The organism is Devosia salina (assembly GCF_019504385.1).
Lineage (GTDB): Bacteria > Pseudomonadota > Alphaproteobacteria > Rhizobiales > Devosiaceae > Devosia > Devosia salina.
Map to the genome: position 1 here is coordinate 3,797,867 of NZ_CP080590.1, position 18,253 is coordinate 3,816,119.

Here is an 18,253-nt window from a genome sequence, read left to right on the forward strand (position 1 = left end):
TGGTGTCATATCCAATGTGAACCGGAGCGGCAAAGAGCTTGCACGTTAGCCTACCGTCGAATTCGGCAACAATGCGCTTACGAGGGTTTGAAGACTAAACTGTGTCAGTGGACAATGCCCGCCTCAGTAAATGGTCCACGACCAGGGCCGCATCCTCGCTCGCGCCCATGACAAGACCCGATGCGCGGTTGCGTTGCCATGGCAAGCCAGCAAAATAGAGCCCCTCCACCGGCGAAACGCCCTGATGGTGGAGGATTCCACCCCGTTCATCCAACGCGCCATCCACCTGGATAAAGGACCAATCAGGTTTGTATCCGATCGCCCAAATGATAGCCGCAGGCTCCAGCGTCGAGCCATCCGCGAACCGGACAATGCGGCCTTCCGCGCCGATGGCGCGGGGCCGTATCTCAATCCCAGCGGAGGTCAAATCGTCCAGGTCGCGCTGCCTGTTCGGAAAGGGATCTACGGCCCGCATGCGCTTGCCCAGGAAGGAACCGGTCGGGGCCCGGACGAGGCCGGTGACATCCAACCACCACCAAAGGCTTCGTCCCAAAATCCGTTCTGGCAGCAATTTTCTTGATCGCCCGGTCGAGATCAGGACAGGACGGTGCGGGACATTGAGGGCCGCAACATCTCGGCCACTCGCACCATCGCCGACGACGAGCAGCGGACCGCTGGGAAGTCGTTCGAAGTCGCCAAGCTCGTCGACGGCGAACTGGGGAATGGTGCACGTGGCTGCCCATGAAGGTTTTATCGGGTTCCGAAATCCGCCAGCGGCGATCACCACCGCATCGGCGATGATCGGATCAAAACCCTCGCCCGTGACCCGGAAGGCACCGGAGACATCCCGCTCTACCGAGGTTGTGGTGCAGCCGGATCGGACCGGTATGCGAAACTGTCGGGCGTAGGCCTCAAGGTAGTCGGCGAACTCGTCCTTGTCTGGATAGCCCCCCGGGTCGCCGGGTATCGCCATGCCGCTCAGGGCGCTGTATTCGCGTGGGGTGAACAGCGTCAGGCCCTGGTACCGGCGCCGCCAGGAGTCTCCGGTCGTTTTCTGCGCGTCCAGAACGGCAAGTCTGGTGCCGGCTTCCACCAGGAGGCGCCCTGCGGCGAGGCCCGCCTGACCACCGCCGACAACGACGACGTCCAGCTTTCTCATTCGATCAGGCGCCGAAGCTTCTGTAGACGCGTGTCAAAGGGCTCCTCGCCATCGAGCGTTCCGAAGAAGCTGCCTCCGGCATCGGCCAGGTGAACGCTGGCACTGTGTTCCATCGTGTAGTCTCCGCCCTCAAGCGGCACTTTCTCAAAGAAGATGTAGCGTGCCTTGGCCATGGCCGAGACGTTCTCAAGGGAGCCGGTCAGGCCGACGATGCGGTCGCCGACGATGCGGTCATCGAAATACTCGACATAATCCTTCATCGTGGCAACGTCGTCACGCTCCGGGTCGATGCTGACGAAGACCGCCTGCAGCCGATCGGCATCGGGACCCAGCGCTTCGAGCAAGGCGGACATCTCCGAAAGGGTCGTGGGGCACACGTCAGGGCAATGGGTAAAGCCATAGAACCATGCCGAAGGCTTGCCGAGAAAATCGGCCTCGGTGACCTCATTTCCATCCTGATCGATCAGGGTGAAAGGTGTCGCGTACACCGCCGGGCCTGCATCGACAGGCGCATTGCGCGCTGAGAGAAAAAGATATGCCGCCCCGGCTCCGACGACCAGGACGAGCGCCCAGAGAACGATGCGAAGTACCCGAAGCGATTTCACTGCGCGTGATCCCCATGGCCCGGGGCTCTGGTCGTCGCGCGCTCCTCCACCTTGAACGTCACGTCGATCCGTCCCGCCTTTTCGAAGACGAGGGTGGCCGGAATTTCGTCACCGGCGACGTAGCGCTTGTCGGGCCCGATGAACATGGCATGGGTGCCGTCCGAGCCGAGCCAGACCATTTCACCAGCGGGCAGTTCGATGCCTTCGGTAAGAGGCGTCATCCTTGCGATGCCATCGGTCACGACCGACCTGTGCATTTCGACCTTTTCGGCGGCAGTGCTCTCGATCGCGACCAGGCGGTCGTCCTCGGCGCCCTGGTTGTGCAGCGATACATAGCCGCCAAGGACACGCGCACCTGGGGGCGCCTCCTCGACCATTGGATGATCGATATAGATCGAGCCGGCATCGAAATCGTGCGCAATGGCCGCCGGCATGACCACAAGAGTTGCGATAACGAGGAGAAGTTTTTTCATTCGGGAGCCTCCTGGGTGACCGAAGCGGAGGGCGCCGCAATGCGCGCGTCGTGGTTCCCGGCCAGTCGATCGATGATACCCGGCGCGAAGGCGTAAACAATCAGGCCGAGCATGAGAAGCCACAGCGTCCATTGGAAGACGCGCAGCGGCAATGGACCCTTAGTCTGCATGAACTGCCTCGATCTTGAATGCGTCCCGTCGCCTCATGCGTTCGGACGTCCCTTCCAGGCCAGGAGCCGCATGGCGTTTGCGGTGACCAGCACCGTCGCCCCCGTGTCCGCGAGGATCGCGGGCCAGAGCCCAGTGATGCCGATGATCGTGGTGACAAGGAATACAGCCTTCAAGCCGAGTGCGAGCGTGATGTTCTGCCCGATATTGGCCATCGTGGCCTTGGAGAGGCCTATCATGTCGGCAATGTCGGTCACTCGGCCATGAAGAATGGCAGCGTCGGCTGTCTCGAGCGCCACGTCCGTGCCCCCGCCCATGGCAATTCCGATGTCGGCAGCGGCCAGCGCCGGCGCATCATTGATGCCGTCGCCGATCTTGGCGACAACCTTGCCCTGACCCTGCAGCTCCCGGACAATCCGCTGCTTGTCCTCGGGCAACAGACCAGCGCGAACGTCCATGCCGAGGGTGGCGCCGATGGCCGTGGCCGTTCGTAAGTTGTCCCCCGTCAACATCACGGTGTCGATGCCCGCCTCCCGAAGCGCGGCCAATCCTGCCTTGGCATCGGGACGCGGCTCGTCGCGGATGGCGAAGATGCCCGCAATCTGGTCGTTGGCGACAAGCACTGAAACGGTCTTGCCTTCGTCATTGAAGGCTTCGATGCGGGTTCGCAGTTCGTCTGGCACCGATACGCGTTCCGAAGCGGCCTTGGGCGAGGCAAGGAATGCGGTCTCGCCTCCAACGCTGCCTGTGATGCCCTTGCCCGGGACCGCCGTGATATCAAATGCAGGGGGAATCGGCGCTTTGTCTGCCTTTGCTCGAGCGAGGATGGCCAGGGCCAAGGGGTGGCTTGAACCAGTCTCAAGGGCTGCCGCCAGTGACAGCACCTGGCTCTCGCTGCGACCCACGCCAACAATGTCGGTTACTTTCGGTTTGCCCTCGGTCAGGGTTCCGGTCTTGTCCATTGCCACCAAGGTGATGGTGCGCAACTGCTCGAGCACGGCACCGCCCTTGAGCAACAAGCCGCGACGGGCACCCGCTGAAAGGGCCGCCGCGATCGCAGCTGGCGTCGAGATCACCAGGGCACAGGGGCAACCGATCAGAAGGATCGCCAGCCCCTTGTATATCCACTCGCCCCAAGCCTGACCAAGCACCAGAGGGGGCAGGATCGCCACTAGCGCGCCGACAAGAAGGACGCCTGGAGTGTAATATTTGGAGAAGCGGTCGATGAACCGTTCCGTAGGCGCCTTGCTCTCCTGCGCTTCCTCGACCAGGGCAATTACCCGCGAAATGGTGTTGTCGGATGCTTTGGCCGTGACCTTGATGCGCAGGGCGGTGTCGGTGTTGATGGTGCCTGCAAAAACGATGTCACCCGGACCCTTGGTTTTGGGCACGCTCTCGCCGGTGACCGGCGCCTCATCGATTGCGCTGGTTCCCTCGACGATCTCACCGTCTGCCGGGATGCGGTCCCCCGGACGAACGAGCACGACCTGTTTGAGCTCGAGCCCCGCCGCTGGCACTTCCCTGACGTCGTCGCCGTCGACCAGCAAGGCCGTCTTGGGCACCAGATCAGCCAGTCCTTTTATACTGGCGCGCGCCCGGCTTGCCGCAACCCCCTCCAGCAATTCGCCCACGAGGAACAATAGCACGACAGTCGCTGCCTCTTCCGTAGCGCCAATGATGACGGCGCCGATAGCGGCGATCGACATCAAGGTCTCGATGGAAAATGGCGAGCCACCCATGGCGCCGGCGACCGCCCGTCTGGCGATCGGAACCAGCCCGACGAGCAGGGCAACAAGGAACGCCCAGTGGCCGACTTCGGGAAGAAAGCGTCCGACAAGATAAGCGGCGACCAAAGCCCCACCGCATGCAAGCGTCAGCCTGGCCTTACGCGTGCGCCACCATGGTCCATCGTCGTCGTGGTCATGATCCCCATGCATATGCACGCCTGCTACGGCTTCTGGTGCCTTGGGGGCGGCGACCGAGATCGGCGCGGTGGGGTACCCGAGATTTCCAACTTTGGTACAGATTTCCTCGAGGTCGGCACCCGGAGCATGCCTGACAGTCATTGTGCCGTTCATCACGGAAACGGACACGTCCTCGACGCCGGCGATCCGGCGTGCTGCCGTATCGACTTTGGAAGCACAGGCTGCGCAATCCATGCCTTCAACACGAAAGCGTGTCGAATTTGTTCCTGTGTCCATACTGCCGACTCCTTGCAATCCTTGGTTGTGGCGTACATCCTCCAGTGGCTATAGGAGCAAGCGAAAATGAGTCACGGCATCGCGATCGGCAAGGTTTCAGAGGGTAGCGGCGTAAAAATCCCCACGATCCGCTACTACGAACAGATCGGATTGTTGCCCGCACCACCGCGAACCGAAGGCGGCCGCCGCACCTATGATCACAAGGACATCGAGCGCCTGAGTTTTATTCGGCACTCGCGTGAGCTGGGCTTCGACATTGATCAGATCCAGACCTTGCTTGCCCTTCAGGATCGGCCTGACCAATCCTGTGCCGACGCGGATGCAATCGCCAAGGCGCGCCTCGCCGAAGTCGCTCGCAAGATTGCAAGCCTGACTGCGCTGCAGGCAGAATTGAAGCGGATGGTCGAGGGCTGCAGTCATGGACGCGTCGAGACCTGCCGCGTCATCGAGATTCTTGCCGATCACGACAAGTGCAAGCACCACCAGCAAGCAAACTGATGTCGAGGCGTTCCGCAGGCTTGCGACCAACCGCACCATCGACGCGACGTCATCCCCAAGGCATATTGGAATGATGAAGCAACACCTCCTCCTGGCGGCGATATTCATTGGGGCAGTGCCTGCCGCGGCAACCCCGGCAATGCCCGTGACGATCACCGAAGGCGTTTATGTCGAAGGCGCCTGGCTTCGGGCCGCTGAGAGCGGCTCCGAGCTTTTCCTTGTCGTCAACAATACAAGTGACACGGCCATCGACCTGACTGGCATAGGCGTCGCCGGCATGGCGGGAAGGATCATTTCGCCCGATGGTTCTCGGGACTCGATCTCGATCCCATTTCATGCCGAACTCTACATGACCGAAAAGGGATTGCGGGTGGCGGTGCCTGCGACGTTCCAGCCCGCTCAGACCATCCCCGTGACAATTGCCACGACCGGCGGCACGACCGCGACCATAGAGGCAGTTGTTCTAGGGGATGATGCAGAACTGCCCGATCACCACGACTATCAGCACTGATCACTCAAAGCGCTGCTATCGTGGAGTAAACCCCTGCTGGACAGACGCCATTTGGATCCAAAGGACCAGGTGATGATCCGTTGGGGTTGAAGACGTAGCGACGCTCACAAACGTCCCACCCTGGCGGGCGCCGGGTCGCATCGAACAGGTCGGTACCCACCTTTAAGTCGCGCCAGAAAGGTGCGTGCGGACTGTCAGCATGCTGGGAGAGGTTCGCCTCAGTCATGCGGAACGGCAGAAGCTGGAGCTGAAACGAGGAATTGCCACCGCGGAAGGTCTCGCGAGCAAGCGCGTAGATTTCCTTGATCCCCTCGTCCGTCATGGCATAGCACCCGACCGACAGGCAATCGCCATGGATCATTAGATAGGTGCCCGTACGCCCCCATGCCTGGTCGAACTTGTTGGGAAAGCCGACGTTGAAGGACAGCCAGTAAGATGACTTCGGATTCATCAGCGCGGGGGTAACGTCGTAGAACCCCTCGGGCGACTGTAGATCGCCCTCGCGGATCTTTGGCCCCAGATCCCCGGACCATTTGCAGATCGGGTAAGTCTTGAACAAGGCATAGTCCCCGGTATGCGTCCGCTTCCAGACCTCGAGTTCAGAGCTCTGTTTGTAAACGCGGATGACCATGGGCTCGGACGGCGATGAGCCGATCTCGGCCAGCCTGTCCAACACAGGCCTGCCGAGTGGAACATTGTGACGATTGTCGCCAACGAACTGGCTGCACGCGGCCAGGAAGAAGGTCATCGTGACGAGGCAAAGGGCGCGTAGAGTGTTGCCGAGCATGCTGGTTGTCCAAAAAGCTTTCGGCAACCATAGACAATGGCCGTTACGTAAGGGTGACCCGGCGTCAGGCTTTTACTCTTCCCGGGCGACGATCTCGGCATCGTGATCGACCTTGGCAGCCAACTCCATCTCGATGGTAGCGTGTTCGATCTCGAACTCGTCATGCAATTCGCGTTTGAGCCGCTCCTTGAGTTCGGTCGCCTCGGCAAAGCCCATATCGTCCAACGCCAGGTGAACCTGAAGGGCGGTTTTGCCCTCGCTGATCTGCCAGACATGCAAGTGGTGCACATCAATGACCCCCTCCAGACCGCGAAGCTTTGCGACCACACGGTCGTGCTCGAAACCCTTGGGCGCACTATCCATCAGCACCGTGATGGCCTCACGGATTTCGCGAGACCCGTGGATCAGCACATAAATGGCGATGGCAGCGGTCACCGCCGGATCGATCCAGTAGACGTCTGGCCCCCAAACCATGATGGACACGCCGCTGATGATGACCGCGACTGTGGCCAGGGCATCGGCGATCATGTGAAGGAAGGTGCTGCGGACGTTGAGGCTACCCAGATCCTTTCGCAGCACCCATGCTGCGGCGACGTCTTCGACAAAAGCAATGACGCCAACGATGATCACCGCTGTCGGGACGACTTCTGTGGGCTCAAGCAATCGGGCTCCCGCTTCATAAAGCAGATAAAGCCCGATGATGATGAGCGTCGTGAGATTGATCAGGGCGCCAACGGTCTCGGCTCGCGCATAGCCGAACGTTCGCTTTTCGTTGGCGGCGCGGCGAGAGATGCGCCAGGCAATATAGGAGACCAGCACTGAAGCCGCGTCGGAGAAGTTGTGCGCGGCATCAGCAATGAGCGCGAGAGATCCGGACACCACCCCGCCTACGACCTCGGCAACCGTGATACCCAGATTGAGGGCCAGCGCTATGAGAAGTCGCCGTCCACGGTCGGGCGATCGATCAGCGCTGCCGCCATGGGAATGGGCCATTGGACATCTCCTGCTGATTGGCTTCCTCGGCAGAACGCACGAAAGGCTAGTTGGCTTTTTCCACTTCTTCGGCGACCAGGTCGGCCAATTGCTGCGGCCCGAAATCGAGCAGTTCTCGACCGTTGACGTAGAATGTCGGTGTCTGTGAGACGCCAAGTGCTTCGAGGTCGGCGATTTCCTGCGCTAGGACAGCCGTTACATCCTCACCCTCGGCATCGGCGCGGGCGCGATCAAGATCAAGTCCGGCGGCCCCCGCGATTTGCCAGGCAATATCGAGGTTCGGCGCGCCGTGTGCCGCCCAGTTCGGCTGACCGGCCAGCATGGCTTCAAGCACAGGGATAAGCCGATCTTGTTTGCGTGCCGCTTCCAGAATGCGCACGGCCTGATCAGACCCTTCGTGCAATGGCGCGTAGCGCAGGACCAACCGCACCTGTTCGGGATAGCGGGCCATGATCTGCTTCACGATGGGATAGAAAGCCCGGCAGGCTTCGCACGAAGGGTCGAAAAATTCCACGATCGTCACCGTTGCATTCTGGGGCCCGACCACTGGCGAGTTGAAGCGCACCAGGTTGCTCGGTTCGCTGACCGGCGCGGGCGGGGGCTCGGGTGTGGCAAATCGCGAATAAGCGATCGCACCGACCGCAAAGACGAGGATGGCGACTGCCAAGGTGGCGAGGACAGTAACACGGCGATTCATAGGCGACGGCTCCGGAGAACAGGAACGAGAAAAACGACGATGGCCGAAAATGCCACCAGCGACAGCACGGGCAGCGGCACCAGCCCGAAGAACATCATCGCTTCGTCCGAGCATGAGGGGCCGGCGCTGCATGGTTGAATGGCTTCAGGTACGATTCCGTAGAAGAGCAGCACATGTAAGGTGGCAAACCCTGCGCCCGCAACGGCCAGGGGCACGGAATACAGCACCGAATTGCGATCACCAGCGAGGGCTCCAACGCCCAGGGTGACAACAAGCGGGAACATCGCAATACGCTGATACCAGCAGAGAACGCATGGCGTCTGACCCATGATCTCGCCAATAAAGACGGCGCCCATGGTTGCTACCAAGGCCACCAGCCAGGCCGAGAACATCCACGACCAGGTTCTGCTGTCGTTTTCCACCATGCGCATCCTTTCAGTTCATGGATCGAGTCTACGACCTCTAGCCACTTGAGGAGCAAGGCGGAAAATGCCGCGTAGGATCCGCGTTCTGGCCCGGCTCTCGCATCAAGCTCGGCCAGATCACTAAGATGCAAATCATTCCTACTTGCAAAAACGTCATGCTTGTGTCCTGTTGTTGCGAACCATTCGCATTAGAGGACGACTTGCTTTGGACAATTCCGTGGATCTGATGAGGCGCCGCAGTCTCCTTCTTGGCGGCCTGGCAGTCGCGGGCAGCACGGCAGTGCTTGCAACATCGGCCGCTGGCCAGTCCATGCAGGGCCACGACATGGCCAGCATGTCAGACCCGGAAGAGCTTCCAGCCGATCCCTACGCCGCGCCCGGAGCCCATGAAGGCGGACACGGGCAAATGACAACGGTGGGGACCGTCGATCACCAACAAAACGGCTTTGACCCAACGGCCATGCTGACCGAATGGGATGTCGGCACGGTGTCCACGATGGATGACGGGCGCACCCTGCGCACTTTCGAGGTAGAGGCCATCGACAAGGAGATCGAAATCGCGCCGGGCGTGGTGTTTCCAGCCTGGACCTTCAACGGTCGTGTTCCTGGTCCCGCTCTCCGGGCCAAGGAGGGAGAACGGCTGCGGATCGTTTTCCGCAACTATGGCTCCCATCCGCACTCCATGCATTTTCACGGCATCCATTCCTGGCGCATGGACGGTGTTCCCGGGTCTGGATTGATCAACCCGGGCGAGGAGTTCGTATACGAATTCGATGCCAAGCCATTCGGCTGCCACCTCTACCACTGCCACGCATTCCCGCTGAAACGGCACATGCACAAAGGCATGTACGGTGCCTTCGTGATCGACCCCGATCCGGACCTCCATCCCGAATATGCCGATGTCGCGCGGTCCCGCCTGCTCGGCACGCCGGAAAATGCCCGCTGGCAGGAACTGGTGATGGTCATGAACGCCTTCGACACCAACTTCGACAACGAGAACGAGTTCTACGCCGTCAACACGATAGCCAACGCCTATTCGCAGAAGCCCATCCGCATCGAGAAGTCGCGACCAGTGCGCATTTATCTCGTCAACGCGACCGAATTCGATCCCATCAATTCCTTTCACCTGCACGCCAATTTCTTCAACTACTTCGACACCGGCACGACCCTGACCCCGACCCTGCGCACCGTCGATCTCATCATGCAGTGCCAGGCGCAGCGGGGCATTCTTGAGTTCAACTACGCCGACCACGAAGCCGGCATGTACATGTTCCACGGTCACCAGTCGGAGTTCACCGAACTGGGTTGGATGGGCATGTTCGATATTGTGGAGGCCTGAAATGACCGAGCTTGCGCCATCGTCCAACGCCTCGTCCGGCCTTCGCCGCTTCCTTTGGTTGCTGGCCCCCCTGCTGGTGCTTGCCATTGCCATAGCCTGGATCGCCGCGGCGGACCCGTTGCGAAGCTTCAACAATGGCGCGCCGCCGGTCGAAACGATCACCTTCGAAAGAACGGTGCTGAATGACGGAGGCATTCGGGTCCAGATTCGCGCCGGCGGCTCCGAGGACATGACGGTCGCGCAGGTGCAGGTCGACGACGCCTATTGGAATTTCTCGATGGCGCCCGCCGGCCCGCTGGCGCGCGGGTCAACCGCATGGATCGACATTCCATATCCGTGGGTGCTGGGCGAGGCGCACCGCGTCAAGTTGGTGACCAACACGGGGACCACCTTCGAGCACGAAATCGCCGTCGCCGTGCCGACGCCAGTCGCCACACAAGGGCAGCTCGTCCAGCAGGCCATTGTCGGTGCGATCGTCGGCATCCTGCCTGTCGCCATTGGTTTGATGTTCTATCCGGCCATGCGCAACGTGGGCACGTCTGGCATGGGTTTCGTGCTGGCCCTCACAGTGGGCTTACTCGCCTTCCTGCTCGTCGACATGACCTTTGAGGCGCTGGAGTTGGCTGCCGAGTCAGCGCCTCTTTTCCAGGGGCCGGCAATGGTCATCCTCGCGGCTCTGGCCACCTTCCTGATCCTCATGGGCATCAGCCGCCGCGGAGGACGGCCCGAAGGGCTGGCTCTGGCGTTTTATATTGCCTTTGGCATCGGCCTTCATAACTTCGGCGAGGGCCTTGCCATCGGCGCAGCCTTCGCCACCGGTTCTGCGGGTCTTGGGACCTTCCTCGTTCTCGGTTTCGCAATTCACAATGTCACCGAGGGTATCGGTATTGCCGCTCCCATCGTTCGACAGAAGCCGCACCTCTGGGCTTTCGTCGCCCTGACCCTGGTCGCCGGAGCACCTGCCGTTCTTGGCATGTGGATCGGCAGCCTCGCCTACGGCACCCAGTGGTCGGCCCTCGCCCTGGGAGTGGGGGCTGGTGCTATTCTCCAGGTGATGGTTGAGGTAACAGCCTTTTTCCTTCGTGGAAGCGGACGGCAAAGGCAATCCTGGCTGTCGCCGCCGGTCCTGTCAGGCTTTCTGACCGGCGTGGCGTTCATGTATGTCACCGCCGCTGTCATCAAGGTGTAGCGTAACCATCTGCCAGGCGCGCCTGCGCAAAATGTATTGGGCATTTCTCCTGACGAAACCCCCGGCCATGGCCGTATGGGCCTACTGTTACTAACCGCATTCAGACGTCTTTCGCCCGTCCGCTTTCGGGCTACGGTCACGACGATCTGAACGACCGTTAAGGGGCGCGTCGAAGATGGTCCGCATGTGCTCCTTGGAATAGCCGCGGTCATGCGATTGCTGACCGTCCGGATGCAGCGTTCCGACTGTGGATCGCGTCCGGCGGTGTCCTCGTTGCGGCCTCACCTGCGGTGGGGCCGCTGATCATTAGACCTCGGTGTGTTCCGCCAGTTCCAGTGCGTCTTCGACATCGACGCCCAAATATCGGACCGTGTTTTCGATCTTGGTGTGACCCAGCAAGATCTGCACGGCGCGGAGGTTGCCGGTGGCCTTGTAGATGAGCGAGGCCTTGGTGCGCCTGAGCGAGTGCGTGCCGTACTCCTCCTTGCGCAGACCTATGGCAGTCACCCACTCGTCGACCAATCGAGCATATTGTCTGGTGCTTAGGTGGTCGTTCGGATCGGCTCGACTGGGAAAGACGAAATCCTCAACCGAGCCCCCTCGCCTTTCGAGCCACGCCAGCAAACTTGCTCTGGCGTCTGTTGTGATCTCGAACTGCACCGGTCGACCGGTTTTCTGCTGAATCACCATCGCCCGGGCGCGTATGTCACGGCCGGTCACGAGCGTGCCGATCTTGAGCTTGACCAGATCGCAACCGCGCAACTTGCTGTCGATGGCTAGGTCAAACAGCGCTCGATCGCGCATTCGCCCCTCCCGATCCAGAAAGAACCTGATTGCCCAGATCTGGCGGATCTTGAGCGCCCGCTTGGCGCCGACTTGCCGTCCGGCGTTCCACGCCGGCCGACCTCTGGCGGCGGGGTCGTATTGTGAAATACCCATTTTCATTCTCCTATGGCCAACATCGGCCAATCTGAGAACGATTAAGGCGAACGGTTCGTCGGCCGGCGCCGTGCCGCCTCGCGAGAATTGTCCCTGCCCCACAGTCCTCCCGGTAGCGCCTCCAGCGGGGCCGTTTGTAGCCTGTCGGCTTTCGGGCCGACCTAGTGGATTAACTGCCATTCGCTGGCCCTCGCGTTGTCACTCATGAGTGTCAAATGAAAGCCAATACGGGTCTACTGCGGCGCCCATACTGGCAAAGCCACGAGCCAACGCAGCTGTTCAATCAGCCTCTTCCAACTATTTCCAGACCAGCCGTCGGTAGAGGGTCGAGCGGTCGATGCCGAGAGCGCGCGCAGCGGCGGAAAGATTGCCGTTGTTCTGGTCCACCGCGCGACGCATTGCGGCTTCGGTGAGACTGCCCAAATCGTTCTGGAACAGCAGAGGTGCCGCGGTGACCTGTTCGGTGAACTGGGATAGATCGGCCAAAGTGATGGGCTGTTCTGGTTCACACAGCGCTGATAGGGCGCGCAGCGTCCCGGTCAGTTCGCGGAAATTGCCTGGCCATGGCTGGGCGGCGAGGCGGGCAAGCACCGGGGCGGGCAGCGGCGGATGGCCCGTCGCGAGCTGGGACCAGAGGCTCGAGACGACAGTGGCGCGATCGGGGAAATCACACAGGGCCGGCAGGCGAATGGTGAACTGGGCGATGCGGTAGTAGAGATCGGCGCGGAAGGTGCCTGCCTCGACCATGGCCTTGAGATCGCGATTGGTGGCGCAAACGGGCACGAAATCAGCCTTCTGCGCGGTGCCGCCGCCCAGTGGCACGACTTCCTTGTCCTGCAAGACGCGCAGGAGGCGCGACTGCAGCAAGAGCGGCATGTCGCCGATTTCATCGAGGAAGAGAATGCCGCCCTCGGCTTGTTGCACCAGGCCAATGGCGCCCTGCTTGCGGGCGCCGGTGAAGGCGCCGGGCTGGTAGCCGAAGAGTTCGGATTCGATCAGACTCTCGGGCAGTGCAGCACAGTTGATGGCGACAAAGGGCTTGCCGGCGCGCTGGGTGAGGCCATGCAGGTAGCGGGCGAAGACTTCCTTGCCGGCACCGGTTTCCCCAGCGATGAGCAGGGGAATTTCGGCATTGACCAGGCGGATGGCCTTGGCGAGATCGGCGCGGGTTTCGGGAGTGAGAAAAGGCGCTGGCTCGCCCGACTTGGCGACGCGCGGCAGGGTGCCGGTGACGCGCAGCGGCGACTTGCGCGGCTCGGACACGGCGGCAAAGAAGCGCTCGCCATTGCGGGCGCGCAGTTCGCCGCGCTGTGTGGCGAGCGCCGCGGTTTCAAAGATTTCCTCGGCGGTGGACTGGCGCAGCGCCTTGCGGTCGAGCCCGACGAGATGGAGCGCGCGACGATTGCCGGCGATCAAACGCCCGCCATCAAAGACCAGAATGCCTTCGCGGGCGGTGCCCAGGAGATCAGCGGTACGGTGGAAGCGCACCACGGTCATGTCATCGAAGCCGCGGGCGAAGAAGCGATGTTCGATCTGCTCGACGGCGAGGCGCACCAGGCCCATGGCATGGGTGTGCTCAGCCGAGGCATGGCCGGAGAGATCGAGCACGCCAGCGAGCTTCCCGAAAGGGTCGAAAATGGGCGATGCGGCGCAATGCAGGATACCATGTGGTTCGAAGAAGTGTTCTCCCCCATGCACCTCGATGGCGCGACGTTCGGCGAGAGCCGTGCCGATGGCATTGGTGCCAGTGGCAGTTTCGGACCAGGTGACGCCGGGGCGGAGCGCCACTTCGGCGGCGCGGCCGGCGAATTCGGGGCTTCCCGTGGTATCGAGCACGAGGCCCTTGGCATCGGTGAGGATGACGACACTGTCGGTAAGCCGCGCTTCGGTGCGCAGCGACACCAGTTCAGAGCGCGAGAGGAGGCGTAAGGTCTCGTTCTGCTCATGCAAGGCGCGAAGCTCGGGTGCGGTGACCGGTTCGGCATGAATGACCGCCGAGGCATCGAGGCCCTGTTGTGCGCAGCGCTGCCAGGACCGCAATATGGGCGCAGGCACCAGGCCCTCAGGTAGATCGTGCCCAGAAAAGAAACGCTCGCGCGCGGCTACCAAGGCAGCATCGGACGCCTGTTGCATGGCTCTCTCCCTACCAGTTGTGGCAGTTTGCAACAGGTGTTGCATCGGCCATCGCGTCTGGTTGTGGCAAAGTGTTGCATCCGAATTCGCACCGCGTCCACCCCTGCTTGGTGCCACAAGAATTCCCTAACAGCTTCAACAGGTTGACATCATCTGGCACGCCGGTTGCAATGACGGTGGCATCCAAGAACAAGGGAGGATGCCATGAATAAACCTGAATTCGTCGGCCAGCGGACCAAGTCTCCATACAAGGCGAAATACGGCAATTATATCGGCGGGCAGTGGGTGGACGCGCTCGACGGCGAGACCTTCGAGAACACCTCGCCAGTCACTGGGCAGGTGATTTGCGAAGTCGCGCGCTCCAAGGCGGCGGATGTCGAGCGGGCGCTGGATGCGGCCCATAAGGCCGCGCCGGGCTGGGGCCAAACCTCGGTGGCGCAGCGCGCGGTGATGCTCAACAAGATTGCCGATCGCATGGAAGAACATCTCGACGAGATCGCGCTGGCCGAGACCTGGGACAATGGCAAGCCAATTCGTGAGACGACTGCTGCCGATATTCCGCTGGCGATCGACCACTTCCGCTATTTCGCCGGTGCCATCCGCGCCCAGGAGGGCGGCATTTCCGAACTTGACCATGACACGGTGGCTTATCATTTCCACGAGCCCCTCGGCGTCGTGGGGCAGATCATTCCGTGGAACTTCCCTATCCTGATGGCGGTCTGGAAACTGGCGCCCGCGCTAGCGGCAGGCAATGCCGTGGTGCTCAAGCCTGCCGAGCAGACGCCGGCATCAATCCTCTTTCTCATGGAATTGATCGAAGACATCCTGCCGCCCGGCGTGGTCAATATCGTCAACGGCTTTGGCCTTGAAGCCGGCAAGCCGCTGGCCAGCTCGAACCGCATCGCCAAGATCGCCTTTACCGGCGAGACCACGACGGGCCGGCTGATCATGCAATATGCCAGCCAGAACCTGATCCCGGTGACGCTGGAACTGGGTGGCAAATCGCCGAACATCTTCTTTGCCGACGTATTGGCCGAAGACGATGATTTCTTCGACAAGGCGCTCGAGGGCTTTGCCATGTTCGCGCTCAATCAGGGCGAGGTGTGTACCTGCCCGAGCCGCGCCCTGATCCAGGAAAGCGTCTATGACCGCTTCATGGAACGGGCGATCAAGCGGGTGGAAGCCATCAAGCAGGGTTCTCCCTTCGAGATGAGCACGATGATCGGGGCCCAAGCCTCGTCCGAGCAACTCGAGAAAATTCTCTCCTATCTCGATATCGGCCGGCAGGAAGGCGCCACGGTGCTGACTGGCGGCGAGCGCAACAATCTGGGTGGCGAGTTGGCGGGTGGTTACTACGTCAAGCCGACGGTGTTTGCTGGCAACAACAAGATGCGCATTTTCCAGGAGGAAATCTTTGGCCCGGTGGTCTCGGTGACGACCTTCAAGACCGATGCCGAAGCCCTCGAGATCGCCAATGACACGCTTTATGGCCTGGGCGCCGGCGTGTGGACGCGTGATGCCAACCGGGCCTATCGCTTCGGCCGAGGCATCCAGGCGGGGCGCGTATGGACCAATTGCTATCACGCCTATCCTGCCCATGCCGCCTTTGGTGGTTACAAGCAGAGCGGCATCGGACGCGAAAACCACCGCATGATGCTTGACCACTACCAGCAGACCAAGAACATGCTGGTGAGCTACTCGCCCAAGAAGCTGGGCTTCTTCTAAGCCGCTCCTCCCTGAGCGGGCGCCCGGGGAGAGCTCCGGGCGCGCCAGAAATCATTCCGGCGGGAAGAGCCCTAACCCCACTCTCTCCCTGGCCACCTCCCGCTGGAATGACCGTCGAGCAAGGAACCCGCCATGACTGATCTCGTTCCGCGCGTCGTCGCCACCGACGCCGCCTTAAGTCTCATCGCCACCATCACGGCCCGCCATGGGCCGGTTATGTTTCATCAGTCCGGCGGGTGTTGTGATGGCTCGTCGCCGATGTGCTATCCTGAAGGCGAATTCATCGTCGGCGACCATGACGTCAAGATGGGTGATATCGGCAGCGCTCCCTTCTACATGTCACCCAGCCAGTTCGAATATTGGCAGCATACCCAGTTGATCATCGATGCGATTCCAGGTCGTGGCGGCATGTTCAGTCTCGATAATGGCACCGAGCGGCGGTTTCTCACGCGCTCCCGCTTGTTCACCGATGACGAGTACGCACGCCTTGGGCCAATAGCACGGCGAGGAACGCCAACACTCTTTTCCTGAAGCCTTGTCTCTTCTGCGGAGTGACTGATGCTGAAGTTTGGTCCATTGCGATTTTTTGATTTTGCATTCTCACATCAGGTGACGATCCAGGTCATGTCCGTTTTCTCGTTGATGCAATAATCTGGAGTGGACCCCATTTCGCCGGACAGCTGGCGGTTGGGTTTAGGCACTGAGGCGCAGGAACTCGCGTGGTGAGCGATACTTGAGCCCGGAGTGCGGGTGGACCTCACAGTAATCGTCGATCCATTCGGGCAGCAAGGCCAGGATGGTCTCGGCGTCTGGAAGGATGACGGTTGAGGCGTAGTCCCTTTTCAGAGTTTTGACGAAGGCTTCTGACATGCCGTTGCTCTGCGGGCTTCGAACCGGGGTGAAGAGCAGCTCGATGCCCAGAGCGGCGGCCACTTGCGCGGTCTGCCTGGCGATATAGGCGCTGCCATTGTCCGAGAGCCATTCGAGCCGGTGCGGGACCCTGAGGGCCTGGAAGCGGCGTTCGACGGCAGCGATCATCAGATCACAGACCATCTCGCCGGAGATGCCAGCATTGGCGACCGCCGACCAGGCGATAATCTCCCGGTCACAGGCGTCGATGACGAAGACGATGCGCACCACCTCGTCATTGCGGGCATGGATCTCCAGATGATCGGAGCACCAGCGGATGTTGGATCGCAGGGCAACGACGACGCCGTCGTGGGTCCGCGTGGGCCGCAGAGCGGTATGCTTTTGAAGGGTAAGCCCGTTCTGCTGCATGACCCTGAGGACACGCTTGGTGTTGACGGTGAGCTTGCCCTCCTTGCGCCGCTGCCTGTTGAGCAATGCCGTCACGCGGCGATAGCCATAGGTGGGTCGCTGGTCGATGATCGGGCGCAGTTCGGCAAGAAGAGCCACATCATCGGCCTTCCGATAAGGTCCGCGCGGCTTGGATGGCTTGCTGGCGCGCTCGATGAGGTTGGACCTGGAGACGCCCAGAGTGCGGGCAATAACGCTCATTGGGTATCGTCCTCGGGATTGCTCCACGACAGCAAGGGCGAGGTCCGTTTTTTTGGGCGGGCGAGATCCAGGGCCTCCCTCAAGATCTCGGCTTCCATGGTCTTCTTGCCGAGCATGCGCTCGAGGTCACGCACGCGCTTTTCCAGATCGCGCACCTGGGAGGCGCCAACAACATCTTCATCGGCCTGAACGGCTGCGTGACCGCCCTCAAGCATGCGGCGCTTCCAGGCGAAGAGCTGGGAGGGAGAAATGCCGGCGCGGCGTGCCACGTAGGAAACGCTCATACCCGGCTGCATGGCTTCCTCCACCAACCGAACCTTCTCGGCCACTGACCAGCGCCGGCGGCGCTGCACGGAGGTGATGACTTCGACCCGTCGAAACGGCTCGTCAGAACTCTTGGACATAGTCGTACTCATAGGCGCATGCCTATGCCTTATCGGCTATGCCGGCTGTCCGGTCAAAATGGGGTGCGCTCCATAATCCGTTGAATGACCGAAATGGAGCGCGTTGCCGATCGGCGGGTGCCGACGCCATTGTCGCCGTTCGGAGCGCCGCGTTCGGCGCCCGAAACCTGCCGTTCATTCACTTCCACCCGACGGCAAAGTCGGGGACGTCTGCTGAAGAGGTCATCAGGAAAATCAAGCGGTTCCTCAAGATTGAAAAGAACCCGCCCACTGTTACCCGCGCCGAAGGTCGCCTCACGCAGCGCGGTGGCTTCTTGAAGAGTACGGCCTCGTCACCGACGAAGATCACCGCACACAATGGGTGTGGTTCGCTGTAACCTTCACCGCAATCTGGCGCAATTTCTCCAGCGCTACCTGGCGGATTGCTGGCGAGATCTCGAAGAAAAGTAGAACGGACGTTCGAGCGTGATGCCGCGAAAGTCTGGTCTG

General features: G+C 61.2%; 18 protein-coding genes. 6 read left to right on the forward strand and 12 right to left on the reverse strand.

What is annotated here, in order from left to right; translation table 11 throughout:
• Positions 1-94: 94 nt before the first annotated feature.
• From K1X15_RS18615 to K1X15_RS18635, 5 genes are read right to left on the reverse strand one after another with little or no spacing between them, the layout of a single operon-like run.
• Positions 95-1,159: a flavin-containing monooxygenase gene (locus K1X15_RS18615; RefSeq protein ID WP_104894117.1), complete on the reverse strand. Its 1,065-nt coding sequence runs from the start codon at positions 1,157-1,159 to the stop codon at positions 95-97.
• Complete coding sequence (locus K1X15_RS18620; RefSeq protein ID WP_220305058.1) at positions 1,156-1,764, reverse strand: SCO family protein; 609 nt, start codon at positions 1,762-1,764, stop codon at positions 1,156-1,158. The genes K1X15_RS18615 and K1X15_RS18620 overlap by 4 nt, the downstream gene beginning before the upstream one ends.
• Positions 1,761-2,237 (reverse strand): copper chaperone PCu(A)C, encoded by a 477-nt coding sequence (locus K1X15_RS18625; RefSeq protein ID WP_220305059.1) that lies wholly within the window; start codon positions 2,235-2,237, stop codon positions 1,761-1,763. The genes K1X15_RS18620 and K1X15_RS18625 overlap by 4 nt, the downstream gene beginning before the upstream one ends.
• A complete protein-coding gene (locus tag K1X15_RS18630; protein WP_157955922.1) occupies positions 2,234-2,407 on the reverse strand; it encodes a hypothetical protein in 174 nt (57 codons plus the stop codon). The genes K1X15_RS18625 and K1X15_RS18630 overlap by 4 nt, the downstream gene beginning before the upstream one ends.
• Positions 2,408-2,440: 33 nt before the next feature.
• A complete protein-coding gene (locus K1X15_RS18635; RefSeq protein ID WP_104894114.1) occupies positions 2,441-4,606 on the reverse strand; it encodes a heavy metal translocating P-type ATPase in 2,166 nt (721 codons plus the stop codon).
• Positions 4,607-4,672: 66 nt separating this feature from the next.
• Here K1X15_RS18635 and K1X15_RS18640 point away from each other — a divergent pair, with 66 nt between their 5' ends.
• Positions 4,673-5,104, forward strand: coding sequence for a MerR family transcriptional regulator (locus tag K1X15_RS18640; RefSeq protein WP_104894113.1), 432 nt, complete (start codon positions 4,673-4,675; stop codon positions 5,102-5,104).
• Positions 5,061-5,615, forward strand: coding sequence for a hypothetical protein (locus K1X15_RS18645; protein ID WP_220305060.1), 555 nt, complete (start codon positions 5,061-5,063; stop codon positions 5,613-5,615). Before K1X15_RS18640 ends, K1X15_RS18645 begins: the two co-directional genes overlap by 44 nt.
• A gap of 4 nt (positions 5,616-5,619) precedes the next feature.
• Here K1X15_RS18645 and K1X15_RS18650 read toward each other — a convergent pair whose 3' ends face one another.
• The 4 genes from K1X15_RS18650 to K1X15_RS18665 form a co-directional block, all read right to left on the reverse strand.
• Positions 5,620-6,402 (reverse strand): L,D-transpeptidase family protein, encoded by a 783-nt coding sequence (locus K1X15_RS18650; protein ID WP_240549563.1) that lies wholly within the window; start codon positions 6,400-6,402, stop codon positions 5,620-5,622.
• A 72-nt stretch (positions 6,403-6,474) separates the two neighbouring features.
• Positions 6,475-7,395 (reverse strand): cation diffusion facilitator family transporter, encoded by a 921-nt coding sequence (locus K1X15_RS18655; RefSeq protein WP_104894111.1) that lies wholly within the window; start codon positions 7,393-7,395, stop codon positions 6,475-6,477.
• Between the two features lie 46 nt (positions 7,396-7,441).
• Positions 7,442-8,092 (reverse strand): DsbA family protein, encoded by a 651-nt coding sequence (locus K1X15_RS18660; protein ID WP_104894110.1) that lies wholly within the window; start codon positions 8,090-8,092, stop codon positions 7,442-7,444.
• Entirely contained in the window at positions 8,089-8,517 is a 429-nt protein-coding gene (locus K1X15_RS18665; RefSeq protein ID WP_104895007.1) for a disulfide bond formation protein B, read from the reverse strand. The genes K1X15_RS18660 and K1X15_RS18665 overlap by 4 nt, the downstream gene beginning before the upstream one ends.
• A gap of 226 nt (positions 8,518-8,743) precedes the next feature.
• On the opposite strand from K1X15_RS18665, the gene K1X15_RS18670 reads away from it, so the two are divergent.
• Together K1X15_RS18670 and K1X15_RS18675 are read left to right on the forward strand one after the other, a co-directional pair.
• Positions 8,744-9,856, forward strand: coding sequence for a multicopper oxidase domain-containing protein (locus K1X15_RS18670; protein ID WP_104895006.1), 1,113 nt, complete (start codon positions 8,744-8,746; stop codon positions 9,854-9,856).
• 1 nt (position 9,857) lies between these two features.
• Positions 9,858-11,045, forward strand: a complete 1,188-nt coding sequence (locus tag K1X15_RS18675; RefSeq protein WP_104894109.1) for a ZIP family metal transporter — start codon at positions 9,858-9,860, stop codon at positions 11,043-11,045.
• Between the two features lie 306 nt (positions 11,046-11,351).
• On the opposite strand, the gene K1X15_RS18680 is transcribed toward K1X15_RS18675, so the two are convergent.
• Both K1X15_RS18680 and K1X15_RS18685 read right to left on the reverse strand, forming a co-directional pair.
• Positions 11,352-11,984 carry a tyrosine-type recombinase/integrase gene (locus K1X15_RS18680; protein WP_220307615.1) on the reverse strand — a complete coding sequence of 211 codons (633 nt, stop codon included), beginning with the start codon at positions 11,982-11,984 and terminating at the stop codon, positions 11,352-11,354.
• Between the two features lie 297 nt (positions 11,985-12,281).
• Complete coding sequence (locus K1X15_RS18685; protein ID WP_191773690.1) at positions 12,282-14,117, reverse strand: sigma-54-dependent Fis family transcriptional regulator; 1,836 nt, start codon at positions 14,115-14,117, stop codon at positions 12,282-12,284.
• A 204-nt stretch (positions 14,118-14,321) separates the two neighbouring features.
• Between K1X15_RS18685 and adh the strand changes: the two genes are divergently transcribed.
• Both adh and K1X15_RS18695 read left to right on the forward strand, forming a co-directional pair.
• A complete protein-coding gene (gene adh / locus K1X15_RS18690; RefSeq protein ID WP_090597854.1) occupies positions 14,322-15,842 on the forward strand; it encodes an aldehyde dehydrogenase in 1,521 nt (506 codons plus the stop codon).
• A gap of 132 nt (positions 15,843-15,974) precedes the next feature.
• Positions 15,975-16,373 carry a DUF779 domain-containing protein gene (locus K1X15_RS18695; protein ID WP_090597856.1) on the forward strand — a complete coding sequence of 133 codons (399 nt, stop codon included), beginning with the start codon at positions 15,975-15,977 and terminating at the stop codon, positions 16,371-16,373.
• Between the two features lie 162 nt (positions 16,374-16,535).
• Here the strand turns inward: K1X15_RS18695 and K1X15_RS18700 are convergent.
• Positions 16,536-17,776, reverse strand: a protein-coding gene (locus K1X15_RS18700) for an IS3 family transposase (protein ID WP_420828343.1) whose coding sequence is annotated in 2 segments (ribosomal slippage) — positions 16,536-17,416 and positions 17,416-17,776 — 1,242 coding nt in all. Because the reading frame shifts where the segments join, the coding sequence is not laid out codon by codon here.
• Between the last annotated feature and the right edge of the window lie 477 nt (positions 17,777-18,253).

Bases quoted from the DNA above. Each gene is read 5' to 3' on its own strand.
- K1X15_RS18615 (WP_104894117.1), bottom strand. From the start codon at position 1,159: ATGAGAAAGCTGGACGTCGTCGTTGTCGGCGGTGGTCAGGCGGGCCTC.
- K1X15_RS18625 (WP_220305059.1), bottom strand. From the start codon at position 2,237: ATGAAAAAACTTCTCCTCGTTATCGCAACTCTTGTGGTCATGCCGGCG.
- K1X15_RS18630 (WP_157955922.1), bottom strand. From the start codon at position 2,407: ATGCAGACTAAGGGTCCATTGCCGCTGCGCGTCTTCCAATGGACGCTG.
- K1X15_RS18635 (WP_104894114.1), bottom strand. From the start codon at position 4,606: ATGGACACAGGAACAAATTCGACACGCTTTCGTGTTGAAGGCATGGAT.
- K1X15_RS18640 (WP_104894113.1), top strand. From the start codon at position 4,673: ATGAGTCACGGCATCGCGATCGGCAAGGTTTCAGAGGGTAGCGGCGTA.
- K1X15_RS18650 (WP_240549563.1), bottom strand. From the start codon at position 6,402: ATGCTCGGCAACACTCTACGCGCCCTTTGCCTCGTCACGATGACCTTC.
- K1X15_RS18655 (WP_104894111.1), bottom strand. From the start codon at position 7,395: ATGGCCCATTCCCATGGCGGCAGCGCTGATCGATCGCCCGACCGTGGA.
- K1X15_RS18660 (WP_104894110.1), bottom strand. From the start codon at position 8,092: ATGAATCGCCGTGTTACTGTCCTCGCCACCTTGGCAGTCGCCATCCTC.
- K1X15_RS18665 (WP_104895007.1), bottom strand. From the start codon at position 8,517: ATGGTGGAAAACGACAGCAGAACCTGGTCGTGGATGTTCTCGGCCTGG.
- K1X15_RS18670 (WP_104895006.1), top strand. From the start codon at position 8,744: ATGAGGCGCCGCAGTCTCCTTCTTGGCGGCCTGGCAGTCGCGGGCAGC.
- K1X15_RS18675 (WP_104894109.1), top strand. From the start codon at position 9,858: ATGACCGAGCTTGCGCCATCGTCCAACGCCTCGTCCGGCCTTCGCCGC.
- K1X15_RS18680 (WP_220307615.1), bottom strand. From the start codon at position 11,984: ATGGGTATTTCACAATACGACCCCGCCGCCAGAGGTCGGCCGGCGTGG.
- K1X15_RS18685 (WP_191773690.1), bottom strand. From the start codon at position 14,117: ATGCAACAGGCGTCCGATGCTGCCTTGGTAGCCGCGCGCGAGCGTTTC.
- adh (WP_090597854.1), top strand. From the start codon at position 14,322: ATGAATAAACCTGAATTCGTCGGCCAGCGGACCAAGTCTCCATACAAG.
- K1X15_RS18695 (WP_090597856.1), top strand. From the start codon at position 15,975: ATGACTGATCTCGTTCCGCGCGTCGTCGCCACCGACGCCGCCTTAAGT.